This is a genomic window from Streptomyces sp. NPDC004629 (assembly GCF_042873595.1).
Taxonomy (GTDB): Bacteria; Actinomycetota; Actinomycetes; order Streptomycetales; family Streptomycetaceae; genus Streptomyces.
Genome location: NZ_JBIALO010000015.1, coordinates 89,399 through 110,609, shown reverse-complemented (window position 1 = coordinate 110,609; position 21,211 = coordinate 89,399). Strand labels below are relative to the sequence as shown.

At 71.6% G+C, this 21,211-nt stretch carries 17 protein-coding genes, 1 pseudogene and 1 riboswitch; of the genes and pseudogenes, 9 read left to right on the top strand and 9 right to left on the bottom strand.

Annotated elements, in window-relative coordinates; all coding sequences use genetic code 11:
- Positions 1-26: 26 nt before the first annotated feature.
- Positions 27-719, bottom strand: coding sequence for a response regulator (locus ACFYTE_RS23575; RefSeq protein WP_388713677.1), 693 nt, complete (start codon positions 717-719; stop codon positions 27-29).
- A gap of 161 nt (positions 720-880) precedes the next feature.
- Here ACFYTE_RS23575 and ACFYTE_RS23570 point away from each other — a divergent pair, with 161 nt between their 5' ends.
- The 3 genes from ACFYTE_RS23570 to ACFYTE_RS23560 are packed head-to-tail and all read left to right on the top strand — an operon-like array spanning position 881 to position 3,677.
- Complete coding sequence (locus tag ACFYTE_RS23570) at positions 881-1,696, top strand: ABC transporter ATP-binding protein (RefSeq protein ID WP_388713674.1); 816 nt, start codon at positions 881-883, stop codon at positions 1,694-1,696.
- Positions 1,686-2,549 (top strand): ABC transporter permease, encoded by an 864-nt coding sequence (locus ACFYTE_RS23565; protein ID WP_388713671.1) that lies wholly within the window; start codon positions 1,686-1,688, stop codon positions 2,547-2,549. Before ACFYTE_RS23570 ends, ACFYTE_RS23565 begins: the two co-directional genes overlap by 11 nt.
- A gap of 60 nt (positions 2,550-2,609) precedes the next feature.
- The gene (locus ACFYTE_RS23560) at positions 2,610-3,677 is read left to right on the top strand and encodes an ABC transporter substrate-binding protein (protein ID WP_388713668.1); all 1,068 of its coding nucleotides are present in this window, start codon (positions 2,610-2,612) and stop codon (positions 3,675-3,677) included.
- Between the two features lie 18 nt (positions 3,678-3,695).
- Here ACFYTE_RS23560 and ACFYTE_RS23555 read toward each other — a convergent pair whose 3' ends face one another.
- The 4 genes from ACFYTE_RS23555 to ACFYTE_RS23540 all read right to left on the bottom strand — a co-directional run bounded on the left by ACFYTE_RS23555 (position 3,696) and on the right by ACFYTE_RS23540 (position 8,515).
- The gene (locus tag ACFYTE_RS23555; protein ID WP_388713665.1) at positions 3,696-4,376 is read right to left on the bottom strand and encodes a response regulator; all 681 of its coding nucleotides are present in this window, start codon (positions 4,374-4,376) and stop codon (positions 3,696-3,698) included.
- Complete coding sequence (locus ACFYTE_RS23550) at positions 4,373-6,079, bottom strand: ATP-binding protein (RefSeq protein ID WP_388713661.1); 1,707 nt, start codon at positions 6,077-6,079, stop codon at positions 4,373-4,375. Before ACFYTE_RS23550 ends, ACFYTE_RS23555 begins: the two co-directional genes overlap by 4 nt.
- 176 nt (positions 6,080-6,255) lie before the next feature.
- Complete coding sequence (locus ACFYTE_RS23545; protein WP_388713658.1) at positions 6,256-7,197, bottom strand: sucrase ferredoxin; 942 nt, start codon at positions 7,195-7,197, stop codon at positions 6,256-6,258.
- A 64-nt stretch (positions 7,198-7,261) separates the two neighbouring features.
- Positions 7,262-8,515 carry a citrate/2-methylcitrate synthase gene (locus ACFYTE_RS23540; RefSeq protein WP_388713655.1) on the bottom strand — a complete coding sequence of 418 codons (1,254 nt, stop codon included), beginning with the start codon at positions 8,513-8,515 and terminating at the stop codon, positions 7,262-7,264.
- A gap of 110 nt (positions 8,516-8,625) precedes the next feature.
- Here ACFYTE_RS23540 and ACFYTE_RS23535 point away from each other — a divergent pair, with 110 nt between their 5' ends.
- Positions 8,626-9,792 (top strand): citrate synthase/methylcitrate synthase, encoded by a 1,167-nt coding sequence (locus ACFYTE_RS23535; protein WP_388713652.1) that lies wholly within the window; start codon positions 8,626-8,628, stop codon positions 9,790-9,792.
- 120 nt (positions 9,793-9,912) lie between these two features.
- On the opposite strand, the gene ACFYTE_RS23530 is transcribed toward ACFYTE_RS23535, so the two are convergent.
- On the bottom strand, positions 9,913-10,149 hold the full coding sequence (locus ACFYTE_RS23530; RefSeq protein WP_388713649.1) for a hypothetical protein: 237 nt from the start codon (positions 10,147-10,149) through the stop codon (positions 9,913-9,915).
- 376 nt (positions 10,150-10,525) lie between these two features.
- Complete coding sequence (locus ACFYTE_RS23525; RefSeq protein ID WP_388713646.1) at positions 10,526-11,110, bottom strand: DUF6082 family protein; 585 nt, start codon at positions 11,108-11,110, stop codon at positions 10,526-10,528.
- A 321-nt stretch (positions 11,111-11,431) separates the two neighbouring features.
- Here ACFYTE_RS23525 and ACFYTE_RS23520 point away from each other — a divergent pair, with 321 nt between their 5' ends.
- Entirely contained in the window at positions 11,432-12,562 is a 1,131-nt protein-coding gene (locus tag ACFYTE_RS23520) for a CobW family GTP-binding protein (RefSeq protein ID WP_388713643.1), read from the top strand.
- Positions 12,563-13,018: 456 nt separating this feature from the next.
- On the opposite strand, the gene ACFYTE_RS23515 is transcribed toward ACFYTE_RS23520, so the two are convergent.
- Complete coding sequence (locus ACFYTE_RS23515) at positions 13,019-15,478, bottom strand: DNA topoisomerase (ATP-hydrolyzing) subunit A (RefSeq protein WP_388713640.1); 2,460 nt, start codon at positions 15,476-15,478, stop codon at positions 13,019-13,021.
- A gap of 318 nt (positions 15,479-15,796) precedes the next feature.
- Here ACFYTE_RS23515 and ACFYTE_RS23510 point away from each other — a divergent pair, with 318 nt between their 5' ends.
- The 4 genes and pseudogenes from ACFYTE_RS23510 (at position 15,797) to ACFYTE_RS23495 (ending at position 20,640) form a co-directional block, all read left to right on the top strand.
- A complete protein-coding gene (locus ACFYTE_RS23510) occupies positions 15,797-17,230 on the top strand; it encodes a M16 family metallopeptidase (RefSeq protein WP_388713637.1) in 1,434 nt (477 codons plus the stop codon).
- Entirely contained in the window at positions 17,227-18,615 is a 1,389-nt protein-coding gene (locus ACFYTE_RS23505) for a M16 family metallopeptidase (RefSeq protein WP_388713635.1), read from the top strand. Before ACFYTE_RS23510 ends, ACFYTE_RS23505 begins: the two co-directional genes overlap by 4 nt.
- A 215-nt stretch (positions 18,616-18,830) precedes the next feature.
- Positions 18,831-18,989, top strand: a riboswitch (cyclic di-AMP (ydaO/yuaA leader).
- A 12-nt stretch (positions 18,990-19,001) separates the two neighbouring features.
- Positions 19,002-19,757, top strand: coding sequence for a M23 family metallopeptidase (locus tag ACFYTE_RS23500; protein WP_388713632.1), 756 nt, complete (start codon positions 19,002-19,004; stop codon positions 19,755-19,757).
- Between the two features lie 188 nt (positions 19,758-19,945).
- Positions 19,946-20,640: pseudogene (locus ACFYTE_RS23495) on the top strand (GntR family transcriptional regulator).
- A 181-nt stretch (positions 20,641-20,821) separates the two neighbouring features.
- Here the strand turns inward: ACFYTE_RS23495 and ACFYTE_RS23490 are convergent.
- Positions 20,822-21,103: an HPr family phosphocarrier protein gene (locus ACFYTE_RS23490; RefSeq protein ID WP_351737050.1), complete on the bottom strand. Its 282-nt coding sequence runs from the start codon at positions 21,101-21,103 to the stop codon at positions 20,822-20,824.
- Positions 21,104-21,211: the final 108 nt, after the last annotated feature.

Here is a 21,211-nt window from a genome sequence, read left to right as displayed (position 1 = left end):
CCGTTGCGGTGCGCAGGCGGGGGCCGTCAGGGTGCCACCCAGGCATACCGGTGCTCGGGCCGTCCCGTGTCGCCGTACTTCAGGGACAGGCGCAACCGGCCCGCCTGTTCCAGATGGCGCAGATAGCGCTGCGCGGTGGAGCGGCTCAGGCCCGTCTCGGCCGCCACCTCGTGCGCGGACAGCGGATGGTCGGCGCGGTGCAGCACACCGCAGATGAGGTCGGTGGTGGGCTCCGAGTGGCCGCTCGGCAGGCCGGGTGAACTCGGCGCGGGGGCGGTGCGCAGCGCGCCGAAGATCCGGTCGACCTGCTCCTGGCCCGTCAGGCCCCGCCCGCCGACCCGGTCGACGGTGCGGCGCAGGGCCGCGTACGAGTCCAGGCGGGAGCGCAGCGCGGTGAAGGTGAACGGCTTGACCAGATAGTGCAGTGCGCCCAGGCGCATCGCCTTCTGCACGGTCGTGACGTCGCCGGCCGCGGTGATCATGATGACGTCGCTGCCGTGGCCCTCTTCGCGCATCCGGTGGACCAGTTCCAGCCCCGTCTGGTCGGGCAGGTAGTGGTCGAGCAACACCAGATCGATGGCTCCGCGTTCCACGGCGGCCAGGGCCTGGGTGGCACTGTGTGCGCGGGCGGCCACCCGGAAGCCGGGAACCTTTCCCACGTACTTGGCGTTGATCTCGGCGACACGGAAGTCGTCGTCCACCACCAGGACGTCAATCATGGGGCCTCATTTCCTCAAGGCCAGGCGGGCGTTAAGCCCGTGTTTCGGCTCCGCAGTTGTAGCGCGAGCAAAACGAGCACAAAAGGCTCCTGCGAGCAAAAGAACGGCTTGCGCTCAGAAGACTGCTGCTGTGGCACGGGCCACACCTACGGTCCCGGGCCATGAGCGCAGACACCAGCCCCGCCATCGAGTTGCGGGGCGCGAGCAAGGTCTTCAGGACCCCGTCAGGGGGTCTGCACACGGCTGTCCGGGGTCTCGACCTCACCATCGGACGCGGTGAGTTCGTCGCCGTCGTCGGACCGACCGGCTGCGGCAAGTCCACCACGCTGACCCTGGTCAGCGGCCTGGAGGAGCCCACCGAGGGCGATGTGCTGGTGGCCGGGGAACCGGTCTTGGGCGTCGGCGACAAGGTCGGCTTCGTCTTCCAGCAGGACGCGACCTTCCCCTGGCGGACGGTCCTGTCCAACGTCATGGCAGGCCCGCGCTTTCGCGGCGTACCGAAGGCCGAGGCCAGGCAGAAGGCCCGCGAGTGGCTGGCCCGGGTCGGTCTCGCCGCCTTCGAGGACCGCTACCCGCACCAGCTCTCCGGCGGCCAGCGCAAGCGCGTCGCGCTCGCCGCGACCTTCGTCAACGACCCCGAGATCCTGCTCATGGACGAGCCGTTCTCGGCGCTCGACGTGCAGACCCGGGCGCTGATGTCGGACGAACTCCTGGAGCTGTGGGAGGGCACGGGCGCCTCGGTCGTCTTCGTCACCCACGACCTGGAGGAGTCCATCGCGCTGGCCGACAAGGTCGTCGTGATGACCGCGGGGCCCGCGACCGTGAAGCAGGTCTTCGACATCGACCTGCCCCGGCCGCGCAAGGTCGAGTCGGTGCGCCTGGAGCCGCGGTTCATCGAGATCTACCGCGAGATCTGGGAGTCCCTCGGCGAAGAGGTCCGTATCACCCGCGAGAGGGGTGCCGCTCATGTCGCATGACGTCCTCAGCGCCCCCGTCGCCGACACGGGCAGGACCACGGACCGCACACGAAGCCGGGCCAGAGCCGCCCGCAGACGCAGGACCGTCGTCATGGGCGGCCGGGCGCTGCTCCTGGTCGTCGTGCTCGGCCTGTGGGAGTGGCTGTCGCGGGCGAAGGTCATCGATCCGTTCAACTTCTCGATGCCGTCGAAGATCTGGGACCAGATCCACACCTGGGTCACCCACGGCACGGCGCTCGGGTCACTGGGCGAGCAGATCTGGTACACGCTGTACGAGGCGCTGCTGGGCTGGGTCATCGGTGTCGTCGCCGGTGTCGTCCTCGGTATCGCGCTCGGGCGGATCGCCTTCCTCGCCGATGTCCTTGGTCCATACATCAAGGTGCTCAACTCCATACCCAGGATCGTCCTCGCCCCGATCTTCGTGATCTGGTTCGGCCTCGGCCCCGCCTCCAAGGTCGCGTCCGCCGTGGTGCTCGTGTTCTTCCCGGTCTTCTTCAACGCCTTCCAGGGCGCTCGTGAGGTCGACCGCAACCTGGTCGCCAACGCCCGCATCCTGGGCGCCGGCGACCGGAGGGTGACCCTTCAGGTCGTGATTCCGTCGGCCACCTCGTGGATCTTCACCAGCCTCCACGTCAGCTTCGGCTTCGCCCTGATCGGCGCCATCGTCGGCGAGTACATCGGTGCCACCAAGGGCATCGGCCTGCTCGTCGCCCAGTCGCAGGGCACCTTCAACTCGGCCGGTGTGTACGCCGCGATGGTCATCCTCGCCGTCGTCGCCCTCGTCGCCGAGGGGCTGCTGACCTTCGCGGAACGGCGCATCTTCCGCTGGAAGCCGGCCGACTCCGAGCACTGACACCCCCCCCAGAGCAACCCCCGTTCCCCGCACCGCATTCTCACAAGGACGTGAACCGCCATGCGCAAGACCGTCAGACTCGCGGCGCTCTCCGCCGCCGGCCTGCTCGCCCTCTCCTCGCTCACCGCCTGTGCCAACGAAGCGGCCAGCACGACCGCCGACAGCGGCAGCGGAGGCGGCGGCAAGGGGGAGAAAGTCAAGATCATGGTCGGTGGCCTGGACAAGGTCATCTACTTGCCCGCGATGCTCACCCAGCGGCTCGGTTACTTCGACGCCGAGGGACTGAACGTCCAGCTCCTGAGCGAGCCCGCCGGAGTCCAGGCCGAGACCGCGCTGGTCGCCGGCCAGGTCCAGGGGACGGTCGGCTTCTACGACCACACGCTCGACCTCCAGGTGAAGGGCAAGTCCGTCGAGTCCGTCGTGCAGTTCTCGCACGCGCCCGGCGAGGTGGAGGTGGTCTCCGACAAGGCGGCCGGCGACATCACCTCGCCCAAGGACTTCAAGGGCAAGAAGCTCGGCGTGACCGGTCTCGGTTCCTCCACCGACTTCCTCACCAAGTACCTCGCCGTCAAGAACGGCGTGAACGTCCATGAGTTCACGCCCGTCGCGGTGGGCGCCGGCCCGACGTTCATCTCCGCACTGGAACAGGGCTCCATCGACGGCGGTATGACGACCGATCCGACCGTGGCGACGATCCTGGACAAGAAGGCCGGCACGATCCTCCTCGACATGCGTACCCCCGAGGGCTCGCAGGAGGCGCTCGGCGGCCCGTACCCGTCGTCAAGTCTGTACATGCAGACGGACTGGGTGAACAGCCACAAGGACACCGTCCAGAAGCTGGTCAATGCATTCGTCAAGACGCTCAAGTGGATGTCCACGCACAGCGCGGACGAGATCGCCGCCAAGATGCCCGCCGACTACTCCCAGGGCAACAAGGCCCTCTACGCGGAGGCGATCAAGAGCACGCTGCCGATGTTCACGGACGACGGCGTGATGCCCCAGAACGGCCCGGAGACCGTCGAGAAGGTCCTCAAGTCGTTCAACCCCAACATCAAGAACGCCAAGGTCGACCTGAGCAGGACCTACACGACGGAGTTCGTCGAGAAGGCCGCGCAGTCGGCCGGCTGACGCCCGGACCGGGAGCCGTCAGGCGCGGGTCGCCCACACGTAACGGTGTTCGGGGCGGCCCGCTTCGCCGTACTTGAGGGTCAGCCGGGCCCGCCCCGTGCGCTCCAGGAGCTTCAGATAGCGCTGGGCGGTCTGCCGGCTCACTCCGGTCCGCTCGGCGATCTCCTGGGCGGACAGCGGGCCCTGGGCGTTCATCAGGCACTGGCGCACCAGTTCGGCCGTGGTGGGGGAGTGCCCCTTGGGCAGCTCCGGCTCCGACGGCGCGGACAGCGCCCCGAAGATCCGGTCCACCTCTGTCTGTTCCGCCTCCCCGCCGCCGTCCAGCGTGCGGCGCAGCCCCGCGTACGCCTCCAGCTTGGTGCGCAGCCCGGCGAAGGCGAACGGTTTCACCAGGTACTGCAGGGCGCCGTGGCGCATCGCCGCCTGCACCGTCGACACGTCCCGGGCCGCCGTCACCATGATGACGTCGGTCTGGTGGCCGCGCCTGCGCATCTCCCGGACGACCGCGAGGCCGGTCTCGTCGGGCAGATAGTGGTCCAGGAGGACCAGGTCGAGCCGCGGCAGCGCCTCCACCTGGCGCAGCGCCTCGGCCGCGTTGTGCGCCTCGCCGGCCACGCGGAAGCCGGGCACCTTCTCCACGTAGGCGGCGTTGACCCGGGCGACCCGGGTGTCGTCGTCCACGACCAGGACCTCGATCATCGGGCATCCTCCTCGGTGGCGGTCTGCGCGGGCGCCGTCAGCGCCGGTGCGGGCTCCGGAGCCGGTTCCAGCTCCGGCTCCGGAGCCGGGTCCGGCTCGGCCAGGGACTCGGGCAGTACGACCGTGAACTCCGCGCCCCCGCCGCCCGCTTCGCCCACCGTCGCGCTCCCGCCCTGCCGCTCGGCGAACCTGCGCACCAGGGACAGCCCGAGACCGCGTTTGCCGTGCGCGGGCGGCTCCTTGGTCGACCACCCCGCGGTGAAGACCAGCTCGCGCTGCTCCACCGGGACACCAGGTCCCGTGTCGCGCACCCTGAGCACGGCCGTGCTCCCCTCGGCGCGCAATTCGACCTCCACGCGCGCGTGCGGGGTTCCGGCAACGGCGTCGAGGGCGTTGTCGACCAGGTTGCCCACGACCGTGACCAGGCCCCTCGGCTCGATCAGCCGGTCCGGGAGCCGGGTGCGGTCCGAGACCCACAGGGCGACCCCGCGCTCGGCCGCGACCGTCGCCTTGCCGACCAGCAGAGCGGCGAGCAGCGGGTCCTGGACCTTCTCGGTGACCTGCTCCGCGGTGACCCGGTGGTCGCCGACGACCTCTCCGACGAACTCCACCGCGTCGTCGTACATCTCCAGTTCGAGCAGACCGAGCAGGGTGTGCATGCGGTTGGCGTGCTCGTGGTCCTGGGCGCGCAGGGCGTCGATCAGGCCCCGCGTGGAGTCGAGTTCCCGGCCCAGCTGCTCCAGCTCGGTGCGGTCGCGCAGGGTGGCCACCGCGCCGCCGTCGCCGGTGGGCATCCGGTTGGCGACCAGGACCCGCTGGCCGCGGACGGTGAGCAGATCGGTGCCGGTCACCCGGCCGGCCAGGACATCGGTGGTGCGTCCGCCGCCCAGCGCCTCGTCCGGGGTCTGTCCGACGGACTCGTCGCCGATGCCGAGCAGGCGCCGCGCCTCGTCGTTGAGCAGACGTATACGGCCGGTGCGGTCGAGGGCGACGACACCCTCCCGGATGCCGTGCAGCATCGCCTCACGCTCCGCGAGCAGGGCCGAGATGTCGGAGAAGGCCAGGTCCCGGGTCTGCCGCTGCACCCGGCGGGAGATCAGCCAGGCGGCCAGGGCGCCGACCGCTAGGGCGCCGCCGGCGTAGGCGAACAGCCCGGGGATCACGCTGAGCAGCCGGGCCCGCACGCTGTCGTAGGCGATGCCCACCGAGACGGCCCCGATGATCCGGTGGTCGGCGTCGTACAGCGGTACCTTGCCGCGCGCGGAGCGGCCCAGGGTGCCGTTGTCGATCTCCATGACCTGCCGTCCGGCCAGGGCCGCGCTCGGGTCGGTGGAGACGAGGCCGCCGATCTCCGAGCGCGTGGTGTGCGACCAGCGCACGCCGCGCAGGTCCATCACCACGATGTACTCGGCGTTCGTGGCGTGCCGGATCCGCTCGGCCTCCACCTGCACCGGGCCGTCGATGGACGGCTGCGTGTGCTGGACGCCCTCGGCGATCTGCGGATCCTGCGCCGTTGTCTCCGCGATGGCCAGGGCGCGGCGCATCGCCTCCTCGTCGAGCTGCTTGCTCAACGGGGCCAGGAACAGCCCGGTGGCGAGCACCGCGACGCCGGCGGCGATCGCCACCTGCATCAGGAGAACCTGCGAGAACACCCGCCGCGGCAGACCGAGACGCAGACGGCGTGCGGAGGGAGTGGGGCTCATGCCCATGACGGTACGTGGGCGGGCGGAGCGAGCCGTAGGGGGTGTGGCGCGGATCTCTTGACCGATTCTCGGCGAACGGGGCGGCCGGTTCTCGGCAGAACGGTGTCGACCGGTTCTCGGCGGATCGGGGCGGGCGGCTCGCGGGCCGACGGGCCGGCTCTCGGCGGGTGACGGGGTCAGCCCGCCAGGGCCGCGGCCGTCAGTTCGCGCACGGACACCACGTCCATCCGCGCCGGCGTGCCCAGCACCGAGGCGCCGCAACTCTCCGGGCGCGGCGGGAGCGAGGCGCCCCGGGCCACGACGACGCGCCAGCGGCGGCCGTCGGCATGGGCCACGGTCACCTCCCAGCGGGGCGCCGCACCGTCGGTGCGCACGACGCTCAGCGCGCCCGCCGCGTACTCGCCCGCCGCCGCGCGCACGGCCAGTTCGGCCGCCTGCCCGGGTTTGTCCCATGCCGAGTTCCCGCGGCACCCCTGCACGACCACCCGCCCCTCCCGGACGCCCTGCAGGACCTCCTTGACGGTGTGCGCCTCGGCCCTGCCGTACGCGTAGCCGTACGGCAGGACGAGCACCGTCGGCGAGAAGCGATGTCCACCCAAATGGGTGACCTCCCACACCCCCGGTACGCCGGAGGCGGTGAGTTCGGCCGCGAGGGGCCGGCCGAGCAGCGCGCAGCAGCGGTCGCGCTTGCCGTTGGTGCAGACGAGCGCGAGCGGACCCGCCTCGTAAGCGCGAGCGCCGAGCACCGTGTCGAACGTGCGGTGGTCGCCCGCGCCGAGGGCGGCGTAGTCGAGGTCGAGGAGCGTGCTCGGGTCGCGCGTGGTGGCGGCGCGCAGCCACACCTTTCCCGGAACGGTGTGGGCGGCGTACACCTGGCGCTCGGCGGGGGTCCCGGGGTCGGCGTGGCGTCCGGGGCGCCGGATGAGCGCGATCCGTACACCGGTGCCGTCGGCGGCCAGTTCCAGGGCGCGGCCGAGCGCGCGGTCCAGATGGCTCGACGTGAGCGCCTTGACGCCCCAAGGGCCGGGCTGCTCCAGCAGCAGCCATGTCGTCGCTGTGGCCGCCGTACCGGAGATGGGCTCGTCGAGGTTCCGGGAGACGGTCGCGCACCTACTCACAGAGGTGAGCCTAACCTGACTTTGCACGGGGTGACTTCCGGCCCGGTCGTTTCCTGCCCGTGGTCTACTGCGGCGGGGGCTGTGGCGGTCGCGGGCCCACGTAGTGGCCGCTGGGGCGCATTCGCAGCGGGCGCTCGCCGTACTCCTCCAGGGCGTGCGCGATCCAGCCCGCCGTGCGGGCGACGGCGAAGACCGTCTCGCCCGCGGTCGCGGGCATGCCGCAGGCGACGGTGAGCACCGCGAGGGCCAGGTCGACGTTGGCGTGCAGCGGGGTGTGCCGGGCCGTGGTGGCGACGATGTCGCGGGCCGCGAGGAGGGCGGGTTCCGCGCGCGGGACGTGCTCCAGGAGGGCGAACAGGGCACGCGCGCGTGGGTCCTCGCCCGGGTAGAGCCGGTGGCCGAGTCCGGGAATGCTGCGGCCGGCGCGGAGTTCGGCCGCGATCACCGGAACGGCGCTGCCCTCGTCCAGCACGTCGAGCAGCAGCCGGTGGGCCAGTCGGCTGGCGGCGCCGTGCAACGGGCCCTCGATCACGCCCAGTCCGGCCGAGACGGCCGCGTACACATGGGCACGGGCCGATGCGGCGACCCGCACCGCGAGCGTCGAGGCGGCCAGGTCGTGGTCGACCAGCAGGGCAAGTGCCGTATCCAGGGTGCGCAGTGACGCCTCGTCGGGCTCCCGGCCGCTCAGCCGGCCCCACAGGCGCAGGGCGAGCGGGCCCTCGTCCCGGGCGTGCGGGCGGGGCGGCAGGGCGGCGACGAGCGTCGGGATGAGGATCCGCGCCGTCGCGAGCACGGCGTCCTCGGACAGGTCGAAGCGCAGCGGGTCCTCGGTGGCGGCGGCGACCGCCGCGACCCGCAGCCGGTCGGTGGGCTCGGCGTGCTCGGGCAGGGCGGTCACCGCCCGACGGGCTACGGCAGCCGTGGCCTCGGGGGCGGTGAACGTGACGCCCGGGTTCAGCCGCCCGGTCCACAGCCACTCGGCGACCTCCTCGTAGGAGTGGCGCGCGGCGAGTTCCGCGGCGTCGACACCGCGGAAGTAGTACCGGTCCCCGTCGATCAGCGTGACGCGGGTGCGGACGGACATCTCCGCGCCGACGGCCTGGGCGGCCTGGCTCTCCCGCCTGTGGCGTCGGGCGAGGGCGGTCACCTCCGCGGCGTCGAAGGTACTGCCCCGGCCGCCGGGCTCGCGCCGGCTGTGGAGCTGACCGCGGCTCACGTACGCGTACACGGTCTCCGGCTTCACGCCGAGCAGTTCGGCGGTCTCCTTGGTGCTCAGCCTCCGCTCGGGGCCGCGGGGAGCGGGTTCTTGATCGCGCATGGGGGTCACCGTAGTCGCCTTGGTGGCGTATGGACTGGGTATTGATTCAATCAATATTGACAGGGAATTTGTCAAGCATGGATAGTCGGATCAAGTCCAGGGAGGAAAACATGTCCATCAATAGGTCCGCATCCACTCTTGTCGATGTGCCGCGCGGGCTCGCGGGCGTCGTCGTCACCGACACCGAGATCGGCGACGTCCGGGGGACCGAGGGGTTCTACCACTACCGCCAGTACTCGGCCGTCGACCTCGCGCGGACCCGCGGCTTCGAGGACGTCTGGCACCTCCTCGCGTACGGCGAGCTCCCGGACGCGGAGCGCCGCGCCGCCTTCCTCGCCGAGACCGCCGCGGCACGCCGGCTGCCCGCCGAGGTCCGCGCCGCCCTGCCCGCCGTCGCCGCCGCGAGCCGCGCCTCGGGTCCGCTGGCTGGGGCGCGCACCGCGCTGTCGCTGCTCGGCGCGGCCCAGGGCTTCCGGCCCGTGTACGACATCGACGCGGGCCGGCGCCGCGCGGATGCCGTCGCCGCCTGCGCGGCCGTACCGACCCTGCTCACCGCGCTGTACCGGCTCGGGCGGGGGCAGGAGCCGGTGGAGCCGCGCGACGACCTCTCGTACGCGGCCAACTACCTGTACATGGTGACCGGAGAGGAACCGGACGAGCGGCGGGCCCGCGCCGTCGAGCAATATCTGATCTCAACCATTGACCATGGATTCAATGCGTCAACCTTCACCGCGCGGGTCATCGCGTCCACTGGCGCCGACGTGGCGGCATGCCTCGTAGGCGCCCTGGGGGCGCTGTCCGGTCCGCTGCACGGAGGTGCGCCCAGCCGTGCCCTGGACACCCTGGACGCGATCGGCACCCCCGACCGGATCGACGGCTGGATCCGCGAACGCGTCCTGGCGGGTGACCGCATCATGGGCTTCGGCCACGCGATCTACCGTACGGAGGACCCCCGTTCACGGATGCTCCGTGAGATCGCCGAGGGCTTCGGCGGCCCGCGCGTGTCCTTCGCCGTCGAGGTGGAGCGCCGGGTCGAGGCGATCCTCGCCGAGCTGAAGCCCGGCCGCGAACTGCACACGAACGTCGAGTTCTACGCGGGCGTGGTGATGGAACTGTGCGGACTGCCGCGCGAGATGTTCACGCCCACGTTCGCGGCGGCGCGTGTGGTCGGCTGGAGCGCCAACGTTCTGGAACAGGCCGCCGACTCGAAGATCATCCGGCCGGTGGCCCGGTATGTCGGACCGCCCCCGCCCGCGGCGGTCCCGGCGATGGGCTGAGGAAAGCCCAGCCCGCTGCCGAACAGCGGCATCGAGCTGGGCCCGCGCGGGGCGCGGTTCATCCGCGGATCACGGTGCGCCCGACTCGGCGGCGCGTCCACCGTGACCGGACGGCCGCGCCTAGGCGTCCGGAATATCGGCCTTCGCGCGCACCAGCGTCTCGCGGCTGATCACCACGATCCGCTCGTAGTCGGCGCGTGCGGCGTCCGACGGCAGCTCGGAGTCGAGTGCGTCGGTACGGTCCGTACCGATCACCGCGAAGTTCCCGTCCTGCAGTTCAAAGATGTCCGGGCAGGTCTGCCCGTTAACGCTCCCTCTTTCGCGAGGTGACGCACCAATGCGGCGCACGATCTTCAAGTCGATCCCGGTCCTTGCTTGAAAACGGTCATGGTTTTTCCTCGTGCCGCCCGCCGGGGCATGGGTGTGTCCGGGGCGGCAACGATGTCTGGGCCTGCTGTGACGGCGGGTGTGCACGTGGCAGGCGGGGACAACCTAGCCTGCGGAGATCGCGCTTGGGGCCGGGACTTGTGTGTCTGAGCGAGTGATTCGTCTTTGCGGCCCCCACTCGTCTCCAGGGCAGCCATCCGTCTCCGCGAAGAACACCCGTTTCCACGGAGGGCCACTCGTCCCCGCGGCGGTCACCCGTCTCTGTGGAGGCCGCTCGTCTCTGCGGCGGCCGCTCATCTCCGTGGAGCCGGCTCGTCTCTGCGGAGCCCGCCCCTTCGTGCCGGCCTCATTCCTCGGCGGGGTGGTCGCCCACCACCCACCACTCGTCCGTGTCGGCCTCGTCCAGTTCCGCCAGCAACTCGTCGGTCATCTTGCCGATCTCGGCCTCCTCCGAGCCGTCCCGCAGGCTCGCCCGGTGGTGGCGCGTGGCCTCCCAGTAGGCGCGGGCCGTGGGGCTCTGGAACAGCACACGGACGTAGCCGCGCAGTTCGGCCCGGGTGAGCAGGCCGATCCGATAGCCGTGCAGGGCGTGCACGTACAGGGCGTTGGCGAAGAGGTACTGCTTCTGCACGCGGGGCGGCACGTCGCCCTCATAGGCGTCGAGCACGGGAAGCAGGTCCTGGTCCTTCATCGCCGCGAGCAGGAGCTGCCGGTGATCGCGCTGGTACTCGATGCGGTCCGTGCGCCGGGACGCCTGGCGGCGCTGGTCGTCCAGGGCGTCCAGCCGCCGCAGGATCTCGGCGTTCGTGCGGACGACCGCCTCCAGGGCGCGGCGGTACGCCAAGAGGGACGCCGCGGTGCCGGTGATCGAAAGCGCGAGGACCGCGGCGACTGAGCCCGGCCCCCAGTTCCCCGTCTTCTGTGTGGCCATGTCAACCCCCGAATCAGGCGGCCGTCCGCCGGTCGTCGGGGTGTGGGTCGACTGGAGGGGACCGGCGAGCGGTGGGCGGCGCTAGCCGTCTCCCAGAGTGTGCCGAGCGGCTCTGATCGGCGGGGAGGCGGAGAGGCGGCGCACAGAGGGAAGCGAGGGTCGCACACTCCGGCGCCTGCACATCGTCTGCCCCGCCGTGACTGCTAACAATCGTTCACTTCGCGGTGTTCTCCCTGCTCGTATCCTGGGTCAGCATGCCATCCCCGTCCGTGCGCCGGGCCGTGAGCCCGGTGCACGCGTTCGCGTGAGAGAGGTCGCACCGTGGGGCACCGCCGTAGTCCGCAGCAGATCCCGGTCGTCGTCATCGCCGGATTCCTGGGCTCCGGGAAGACCACGCTCCTCAACCACCTCCTGCACCACAGCGGCGGGAGCCGCATCGGGGCGATCGTCAACGACTTCGGTGCTGTCGAGATCGACGCGATGGCCGTGGCGGGCGCGCTCGGCGACTCCACGGTGTCGCTGGGCAACGGCTGCCTGTGCTGCGCCGTCGACGCGAGCGAACTCGACGAGTACCTGGCCCGGCTCGCCGCACCGGCCACGGGCATCGACGTCATCGTCATCGAGGCCAGCGGGCTCGCCGAACCCCAGGAACTCGTCCGGATGGTGCTCGCCAGCGAGCATCCGGGGATCGTCTACGGCGGGCTGGTCGAGGTGGTCGACGCCGCCGAGTTCGACGCCACCCGGGCCCGGCACCCGGAGATCGACCGGCACCTCGCCCTCGCCGACCTGGTCGTGGTCAACAAGCTCGACCGGGCCGAGGACGGCGCACGGGTGCTCGGCCTCGTCGGCTCGCTCACCGACCGCGCCGCCGTCGTGCCCGCCGCCTACGGCCGCATCGACCCCGAGTTCCTCTTCGACCTCAGGCCGGCCGAGGAGCGCATCGGGCAGCTGTCCTTCGACGACCTGCACCAGCACGGCGAGGATGAGCACGCGGGCCATCTGCACACCGGCTACGACAGCCTGTCCTACGTCTCCGAAGTCCCCCTCGACCCGCGCCGGTTGATGCGGTTCCTCGACGGCAGGACCGAGGGGCTGTACCGGATCAAGGGGTACGTGGACTTCGGGGCGTACGACACCGTCAACCGGTACGCCGTGCACGCCGTCGGGCGGTTCCTGCGCTTCTACCCCGAGCCGTGGACGGGGACGGGGGAGCGGCTGACCCAGCTCGTCCTCATCGGCTCCGGCATCGACACCGGCGCCCTGCACAGGGAACTGAGGGCCTGCGAGAGCGGCGCCCCACACACCGACGAGCACGGCATGTGGGGCGTCCTGCGCTATGTGGCGGACCCGGACGAGCAGGACGCCGTACCGCGGGCTACCGGGGAGCCGGACCCCGAGGACCCGCCGTTCCTGGAGCCCACCGAACCCTCCGGGACACCCGCCCGGCCATAAGACGTGCCAGCCCAGCCGTCAGGCATCCCCGCTCAGCTGTCCGGCGTATCCGCCGAGCTGTCCGGGGTGTCGGCCAGCCGGTCGAGCAGCCCGTTCAGCCGGCCCGGGGGTCCGCCCTGCCATCTGGGGCGCGCGCCCAGCCGTACGGCGTGGCCCCAGGCGTCAGACGTCCCCGCTCAGCTGTCCGGCGTATCCGCCGAGCTGTCCGGGGTGTCGGCCAGCCGGTCGAGCAGCCCGTTCAGCCGGCCCGGGGGTCCGCCCTACCATCTGGGGCGCGCGCCCAGCCATAAGGCGTGCCTCAGGCGTCCGGCGTGTCGGCCCAGCCGTACGAGCTGTCCGCTCAGCCGGTTGAGCAGCCCATTCAGCCGGGCCGGGGGGCGGGGGCGTCCGCCCCGCCAACCGGGGCGTTCGCCCTCCGCCGTCCGTTCCGGCCGGGGCGGCGCGTGAGGGGATCGGCTAGTAGGCCGGGCCCGCCACCACCGACACCGTCTTCGGCAGGGACACGCCCGAGCCGTCGCGACGCGGGTCCAGCTCCGGCAGGTCCACCGGCGTCCCGTTCTTCTGCGCCGCCCGCGCCGGGACGGGACCGGCCCAGGCCAGGGACAGACAGTCCTCGCCCTTCAGGAACCGCTGGCAGCGCACGCCGCCGGTGGCCCGCCCCTTGCGCGGGTACTGGTCGAACGGGGTCAGCTTGGCGGTCGTCTGCACCGAGTCGTCCAGCGTGCCGCGCGAGCCCGCCACCGTGAACACCACCGCCTCCACGGCCGGGTCGACGGCGGTGAAGGAGATCACCTTGGCGCCCTCGGCCAGCTTGACGCCCGCCATGCCGCCCGCCGGGCGGCCCTGCGGGCGGACCTGGGACGCCTGGTAGCGCAGCAGCTGCGCGTCGTCCGTGATGAACACCAGGTCCTCCTCGCCGGTGCGCAGCTCCACCGCGCCGACGATCCGGTCGCCCTCCTTGAGCCCGATGACCTCCAACTCGTCCTTGTTGGACGGGTAGTCGGGCACGACCCGCTTGACCACGCCCTGCTCGGTGCCGAGCGCCAGGCCCGGGGACGACTCGTCGAGCGTGGTCAGGCAGACCACCGTCTCCTCGTCCTCCAGGGTGACGAACTCCGCGACGGGCGCCCCTCCGGCGAGGTTCGGCGGCGCCGTCGTCTCCGGCAGCTGCGGCAGGTCGACCACGTTGACCCGCAGCAGGCGCCCGGCGGACGTCACCACGCCCACCTCGCCGCGCGCCGTCGCCGGAACCGCCGAGACGATCACGTCGTGCTTGACGCGCTTGGCGCCGGTGTCCGCCGGGAAGGGCTCGCCGTTCGCCGTGCGGGCCAGCAGCCCGGTCGCGGACAGCAGCACCCGGCACGGGTCGTCGGCCACCTGCAGCGGCACCGACGCGACCGGGGCCGCGCCCGTCTCCAGCAGCAGCGTGCGGCGCGGGGTGGCGAACTTCTTGGAGACCGCGGCGAGTTCCGCCGAGACCAGCTTGCGCAGTTCGGCGTCCGACTCCAGGATCCGGGTCAGCTCCGCGATCTCCGCGTTGAGCCGCTCCTTCTCCGCCTCCAGTTCGATCCGGTCGTACTTGGTCAGTCGGCGCAGGGGCGTGTCCAGGATGTACTGCGTCTGGATCTCCGACAGCGAGAAGCGCCGCATCAGCCGCTCCTTCGCCTGCGCGCTGTTCTCGCTGGAGCGGATGAGGCGGATGACCTCGTCGATGTCGACCAGCGCGGTGAGCAGGCCCTCCACGAGGTGCAGCCGGTCGCGTCGCTTGCCGCGGCGGAACTCCGAGCGGCGGCGCACCACGTCGAAGCGGTGGTCGAGGTAGACCTCAAGGAGTTCCTTCAGGCCCAGCGTGAGGGGCTGGCCGTCGACCAGCGCCACGTTGTTGATGCCGAAGGACTCCTCCATCGGCGTCAGCTTGTAGAGCTGCTCCAGGACCGCCTCGGGCACGAAGCCGTTCTTGATCTCGATGACCAGGCGCAGGCCGTGCTCGCGGTCCGTGAGGTCCTTGACGTCGGCGATGCCCTGCAGCTTCTTCGAGCCGACCATGTCCTTGATCTTGGAGATCACCTTCTCCGGTCCGACGGCGAAGGGCAGTTCCGTGACGACGAGGCCCTTGCGGCGTGCGGTCACCGTCTCCACGGTCACCGTGGCGCGCATCTTGAACGTGCCCCGGCCGGTCTCGTACGCGTCGCGGATCCCGGAGAGGCCGACGATCCGGCCGCCGGTGGGCAGGTCGGGGCCCGGCACGTGCCTGATCAGGGCGTCCAGGTCGGCGTTCGGGTGCCGGACGAGGTGCCGGGCTGCCGCGATCACCTCGCCGAGGTTGTGCGGCGGCATGTTCGTGGCCATGCCGACGGCGATCCCCGACGCGCCGTTCACCAGCAGGTTCGGGAACGCGGCGGGCAGCGCCGCCGGCTCCTGCTCCTGCCCGTCGTAGTTCGGGGCGAAGTCGACCGTGTCCTCGTCGATCGAGTCGGTCATCAGGCCGGCTGCCTCGGCCATGCGGCATTCCGTGTACCGCATGGCGGCAGGCGGGTCGTCGTTGCCCAGCGACCCGAAGTTGCCGTGGCCGTCGACCAGCGGCACGCGCATCGAGAAGGGCTGCGCCATGCGCACCAGGGCGTCGTAGATGGACGCGTCTCCGTGCGGGTGGAGCTTGCCCATGACGTCGCCGACGACGCGCGCGCACTTCACATAGCCGCGGTCGGGGCGCAGGCCCATCTCGTTCATCTGGTACACGATGCGGCGGTGCACCGGCTTGAGGCCGTCACGGGCGTCGGGCAGGGCACGGGAGTAGATGACCGAGTACGCGTACTCAAGGTAGGAGCCCTGCATCTCGTCCACGACGTCGATGTCGAGGATTCTCTCCTCGAACGGTTCGTCGGGCGGCGGGGTCTTCGTGCTGCGGCGGGCCATCGCTGCCGGCTCCTCCTGTGTTCGGTCGCTCGCCTATGGGGCGTTCGTGCGGAAGCGTGAACGTGATCTGATGCGGACCATTGTGGACCGCGACACTGACAACCCGGGCAAGGCCCCGGTGTCGGCGGCCCGACCCGGCGCCGCGGGTGCCGCGGGGGGCCGCCCCGTGGCACGACCCCCGCAGGCTACGCGATCCGCTGTGGGCGTACGTCCCGCGGGAACTTCGCCCAGGGTGCGCACGCTTGCATACAGTGGCAGGACTGGCAGGAAAACCGCGGTTTCGCGACCGCATCCGCGATCGAAGGGACGTACATGCCCATGGGTCACACGGCCACAGCCGAGGCAGGCTCCGGGGGCCTGACAGCGACCGAGCACCGCCTGGCCAACGGGCTGCGCGTGGTGCTCTCCGAGGACCATCTGACCCCGGTCGCGGCGGTCTGCCTCTGGTACGACGTCGGCTCCCGTCACGAAGTCAAGGGACGCACCGGTCTGGCTCACCTCTTCGAGCACCTGATGTTCCAGGGCTCGGCGCAGGTGCAGGGCAACGGGCACTTCGAGCTGGTGCAGGGCGCCGGAGGGTCGCTGAACGGCACCACCAGCTTCGAGCGGACCAACTACTTCGAGACCATGCCCGCCCACCAGCTGGAGCTGGCCCTGTGGCTGGAGGCCGACCGCATGGGCTCGCTGCTGGCCGCGCTGGACGACGAGTCCATGGAGAACCAGCGGGACGTCGTCAAGAACGAGCGCCGCCAGCGCTACGACAACGTGCCCTACGGCACCGCCTTCGAGCGGCTGACCGCCCTCGCCTACCCCGAGGGCCACCCGTACCACCACACGCCGATCGGCTCGATGGCGGACCTGGACGCGGCCACCCTGGAGGACGCGCGCACGTTCTTCCGCACCTACTATGCGCCGAACAACGCCGTACTCTCCGTGGTCGGCGACATCGACCCGCGGCAGACGCTCGCCTGGATCGAGAAGTACTTCGGTTCGATCCCGTCCCACGACGGCAAGCCCGAGCCCCGTGACGGCTCGCTGCCCCTGACCATCGGGGAGCAGCTGCGCGAGGTCGTCGTGGAGGAGGTCCCGGCCCGCGCCCTGATGGCCGCCTACCGGCTGCCGCAGGACGGCACGCGCGCGTGCGACGCGGCAGACCTGGCGCTCACGGTCCTCGGCGGCGGCGAGTCCTCCCGCCTGTACAACCGGCTGGTGCGGCGGGACCGTACGGCGGTGGCGGCCGGGTTCGGCCTGCTGCGGCTGGCCGGCGCGCCGTCCCTGGGCTGGCTGGACGTGAAGACCTCCGGTGACGTCGAGGTGCCGGTCATCGAGGCCGCCATCGACGAGGAGCTGGCCCGGTTCGCCGAGCAGGGCCCCACGTCCGAGGAGATGGAGCGCGCCCAGGCGCAGTTGGAGCGCGAGTGGCTGGACCGGCTCGGCACGGTCGCGGGCCGCGCCGACGAACTGTGCCGGTACGCCGTCCTGTTCGGTGACCCGCAGCTCGCCCTCACCGCCGTGCAGCGGGTCCTGGAGGTGACCGCCGAGGAGGTCCAGGCGGTCGCCCAGGCCCGGTTGCGTCCGGACAACCGCGCGGTGCTCGTCTACGAGCCGCTCTCTGCCGAGTCCGCGGAGCAGACCGAGGACGTGGACGTCCCCGAGGACCCCGAGTCCGAAGCCACCGTCGAAGCCGGCGACAACGGCGGCAACGGCGGCAACGGCGGCAACGGCGACAACAACGAGGAGGCGGCCAAGTGACCGAGCTCGCCGCGATGGAGTTCCACCCGCAGCCCCGCGCGGGCGAGGCGAAGCCGTGGGCGTTCCCGGCCCCCGAGCGCGGCACGCTGGACAACGGTCTGACCGTGCTGCGCTGCCACCGGCCCGGCCAGCAGGTCGTCGCCGTCGAGGTGCTGCTGTCCGCGCCGCTGGACGCCGAGCCGTCCGGTCTCGACGGCGTCGCCACGATCATGGCGCGGGCCTTCTCCGAGGGCACCGACCGGCACTCCGCCGAGGAGTTCGCCGCCGAACTGGAGCGGGCGGGCGCCACGCTGGACTCGCACGCCGACCATCCGGGCGTCCGGCTGAGCCTGGAGGTCCCGGCCTCCCGCGTGGCCAAGGGTCTCGGGCTGCTGTCCGACGCGCTGCGCGCGCCCGCGTTCGCCGACAGCGAGGTGGAGCGGCTGGTCCGCAACCGCCTCGACGAGATCCCGCACGAGCTGGCCAACCCGTCCCGCCGCGCCGCCAAGGAGCTTTCCAAGGAGCTGTTCCCGGCGGCCTCGCGCATGTCGCGTCCGCGCCAGGGCACCGAGGAGACCGTCGCCAAGATCGACGCGGCGGCGGTGCGCGCCTTCTACGAGCGGCACGTGCGGCCCGCGACGGCCACCGCCGTGGTCGTCGGCGACCTGACCGGCATCGATCTGGACGCGCTGCTCGGCGAGTCCCTGGGGGCGTGGACCGGCGCCGCGTCCCAGCCGCGTCCGGTGCCGTCGGTGAGCGCCGACGACCGCGGCCGGGTCGTCATCGTGGACCGTCCCGGTGCCGTCCAGACGCAGCTGCTCATCGGCCGCGTCGGCGCCGACCGGCATGACCGGGTCTGGCCCGCCCAGGTGCTCGGCACGTACTGCCTCGGCGGCACCCTCACCTCCCGGCTCGACCGCGTTCTGCGGGAGGAGAAGGGCTACACCTACGGCGTGCGCGCCTTCGGCCAGGTCCTCAGGTCCGCCTCCGACGGCACGGGCGCCTCGCTGCTCGCCATCAGCGGCTCCGTGGACACCCCGAACACCGGTCCCGCGCTGGCCGACCTGTGGACGGTGCTGCGCACGCTGGCCGAGGAGGGGCTCACCGATGCCGAGCGCGACGTCGCCGTGCAGAACCTCGTCGGGGTGGCGCCGCTGAAGTACGAGACGGCGGCGGCCGTGGCGAGCACGCTCGCCGACCAGGTGGAGCAGCACCTGCCGGACGACTACCAGGCGAACCTGTACCGGCAGCTGGCCGCCACGGGCACCGTGGAGGCCACCGCCGCGGTGGTGAACGCGTTCCCGGTGGACCGGCTGGTGACGGTCCTGGTCGGCGACGCCGCGCAGATCAAGGAGCCGGCCGAGGCGCTCGGTATCGGCGAGGTACACGTGGTGTCCGCGGAGTAGGCGGAGCAGTTCGAGGTCCGGCACACGCGCGTGGGGCCCTGACGACCGGTCGTCAGGGCCCTTCCGTTCCCCCGGGGTGCCCGAATTGTGGCGGAGGGTGCCTGTCTGCGCTGTGGGATGCGCTACAAACACCCTGTTCGGTTTGGGGAGGGAAAGTGGCCCCCCTTAGCGTCGTCCGGGCTGTTCGTCAGGCAGTGCGCCGCGCCCGCGGCACCGGACAGCCATCGCCGAGTCCCCGTACGGCGCGAGCCAGGGGAGCCGGGGACCCAAGTCCCTGAGGTGAATCGGGCGTCCGCGCGGTGTGCGGCCTCCCGTAGGAGACCTTCCTGCTCCGAACCTGTCAGCTAACCCGGTAGGCGAGAAGGAAGGAAAGGACCAGCCACTTCATGGCGTTCACCCGCGCCACCGGGAAGCATCGTCGTTCCGGCCGGATGCACCGCACCTCCGCCCGCGCCGCGGGCGTCGCGACCCTCGCCGCCACCGGCGTCATGGGCACCTTCGCGGCCGGCCCGGCGCACGCCGCCGGGACCACCGCGGAGCAGACAGGCCTCATCCCCGTCGTCGGCATCGGCGACTCGGTCGCCGAGCAGATAGGCGCCCAGGCGGCCGCGCAGCGGCAGGCCGCCGAGGAGAAGGCGGCCGAGGAGGCCGCGCGCAAGGCGGCGGCGCGGCGGGCGGCGACGGAACGCGCGGCCGAGGTCCGGGCGGCCCGCGAGGCCGAGCGCAGGCGACTGAACGCCTACGTCGTGCCGATCGCGCACTCCTATGTCTCCACCGGCTACCGCACCGGCGGCTCCCTGTGGTCCTCCGGCACCCACACCGGCATCGACTTCCACGCCGCCGCCGGTACCGCCGTCCACGCGGTGGGCTCCGGCACCGTCGTGTCGGCCGGCTGGGGCGGCGCGTACGGCTACGAGGTGGTGATCCGGATGGCCGACGGCATGTACACCCAGTACGGCCATCTGTCGTCCGTCGGTGTCTCGGTGGGCGAGCGGGTCACTCCGGGGCGGCAGCTCGGGCTCTCCGGCTCGACGGGCAACACGACCGGCCCGCACCTGCATTTCGAGGCGCGGACGACCGCGGAGTACGGCTCCGACGTCGACCCCGTCGCCTATCTCCGCAAGCACGGCGTGAACGTCTGACGACCGGCGGCGCGTGGGTGCCGCGGCCCCGGCTCGCGAGCCGGGGTTTTCGTCGTTTCGGACGCCCCGATGTCCAAAAAATATCCATGGAATCCGGCCCGCCATCGGAAATTCCGGCTCATTGTCATAGAGTCACGGAACACACGTCAATCGTCGGCGTTTCACGGGGATTAAGGCGGAGGTCGGTCATGCGTATTCCGGCGCACTCGGTGTGCACGGCGATCCGGGACGACATCGTCGCCGGTGTCTACGAGCGCGGCAGCCGGCTCACCGAGGAAGTGCTCGCGCGCCGCTACGGCGTCTCGCGCGTCCCCGTCCGTGAGGCCCTGCGCACCCTGGAGGCGGAGGGGTTCGTGGTGACGCGGCGGCACGCGGGCGCGTGCGTGGCCGAACCCACCGAGCAGGACGCCGCCGACCTGCTGGAGATGCGCCTGCTCCTGGAGCCGCTGGGCGCCTCCCGGGCCGCCCAGCGGCGCACCGAGGCCCACCTCAAGGTGCTGCGCGGCCTGGTCAGGCTGGGGCAGGAGCGGGCCAGGAGGGGCAACAGCGAGGATCTGCGCTCCCTCGGCGGCTGGTTCCACGTGACGCTCGCCCAGGCCACCGGCAGCCAGGCCCTGACCTCGACGCTCACCCAACTCCGGCACAAGATCGCCTGGATGTACGCGGTGGAGTCGCCCGCCGGCCCCGTCGAGTCCTGGGCGGAGCACGGCGCCGTCGTGGACGCGGTGGCGCGCGGCGATGCGGAGCGTGCGCGGGCGGTCATGGCCCTGCACACCGAGCGTGCGACGGCCGCGCACCGGCTGCGGTCTCCCCGGGCGGTGACCGCGCCGAGCGCGTGAGGGATTCGCAACACGCTGTAAACATGCCGAGTCTGCGAAATTAACACGGGCGCCGTATACAAAGAGGGGAATTAAGGAGGGCGGGTCCTGCCGCTGTCCCTTTATGTCGTGCCCCGGATTTATGGCCGACTGTCGGGTGCGGGCCGGCGGTGAATTCATGCGACCGGTCGTGAAAACACGGAAGCCGCGTCACCTTTTCAGGGCGACGCGGCTTCAAAAACCGGCTCAGACGGTCTCGGGCAGCTCTTCCAGCCCCTCGGCGACCAGCTTCGCCAGCCGGTCCAGGGCGGCGTCCGCGCCCTCGGCGTCGGAGGTGAGGACGATCTCCTCGCCCCCCTGGGCGCCCAGGCCGAGAACGGCCAGCATGGAGGCCGCGTTGACCGGGGTGCCCCCGGCCTTGGCGATCGTCACCGGGACGCCTGCGGCCGTGGCGGCTCGGACGAAGATGGAGGCGGGACGGGCGTGGAGGCCCTCGGCCCAGCCGACGTTGACGCGGCGCTCAGCCATGTGTTGCTGCCCTTCGGTGTTCAGGGTTGTCTAGACCAGTTTTCCATACGGTGAAGCGAGCCCGGAGCGGGCCTGTCGCCCGCTCCGGCGTGTCGTCGGACCGCGGCC

Coding starts and splice junctions, on each gene's coding strand:
- ACFYTE_RS23555 (WP_388713665.1), bottom strand. CDS start 4,376: ATGATCGAGGTCCTGGTCGTGGACGACGACACCCGGGTCGCCCGGGTC.
- ACFYTE_RS23500 (WP_388713632.1), top strand. CDS start 19,002: ATGGCGTTCACCCGCGCCACCGGGAAGCATCGTCGTTCCGGCCGGATG.
- ACFYTE_RS23565 (WP_388713671.1), top strand. CDS start 1,686: ATGTCGCATGACGTCCTCAGCGCCCCCGTCGCCGACACGGGCAGGACC.
- ACFYTE_RS23515 (WP_388713640.1), bottom strand. CDS start 15,478: ATGGCCCGCCGCAGCACGAAGACCCCGCCGCCCGACGAACCGTTCGAG.
- ACFYTE_RS23525 (WP_388713646.1), bottom strand. CDS start 11,110: ATGGCCACACAGAAGACGGGGAACTGGGGGCCGGGCTCAGTCGCCGCG.
- ACFYTE_RS23510 (WP_388713637.1), top strand. CDS start 15,797: ATGGGTCACACGGCCACAGCCGAGGCAGGCTCCGGGGGCCTGACAGCG.
- ACFYTE_RS23550 (WP_388713661.1), bottom strand. CDS start 6,079: ATGAGCCCCACTCCCTCCGCACGCCGTCTGCGTCTCGGTCTGCCGCGG.
- ACFYTE_RS23560 (WP_388713668.1), top strand. CDS start 2,610: ATGCGCAAGACCGTCAGACTCGCGGCGCTCTCCGCCGCCGGCCTGCTC.
- ACFYTE_RS23575 (WP_388713677.1), bottom strand. CDS start 719: ATGATTGACGTCCTGGTGGTGGACGACGACTTCCGTGTCGCCGAGATC.
- ACFYTE_RS23540 (WP_388713655.1), bottom strand. CDS start 8,515: ATGCGCGATCAAGAACCCGCTCCCCGCGGCCCCGAGCGGAGGCTGAGC.
- ACFYTE_RS23535 (WP_388713652.1), top strand. CDS start 8,626: ATGTCCATCAATAGGTCCGCATCCACTCTTGTCGATGTGCCGCGCGGG.
- ACFYTE_RS23570 (WP_388713674.1), top strand. CDS start 881: ATGAGCGCAGACACCAGCCCCGCCATCGAGTTGCGGGGCGCGAGCAAG.
- ACFYTE_RS23490 (WP_351737050.1), bottom strand. CDS start 21,103: ATGGCTGAGCGCCGCGTCAACGTCGGCTGGGCCGAGGGCCTCCACGCC.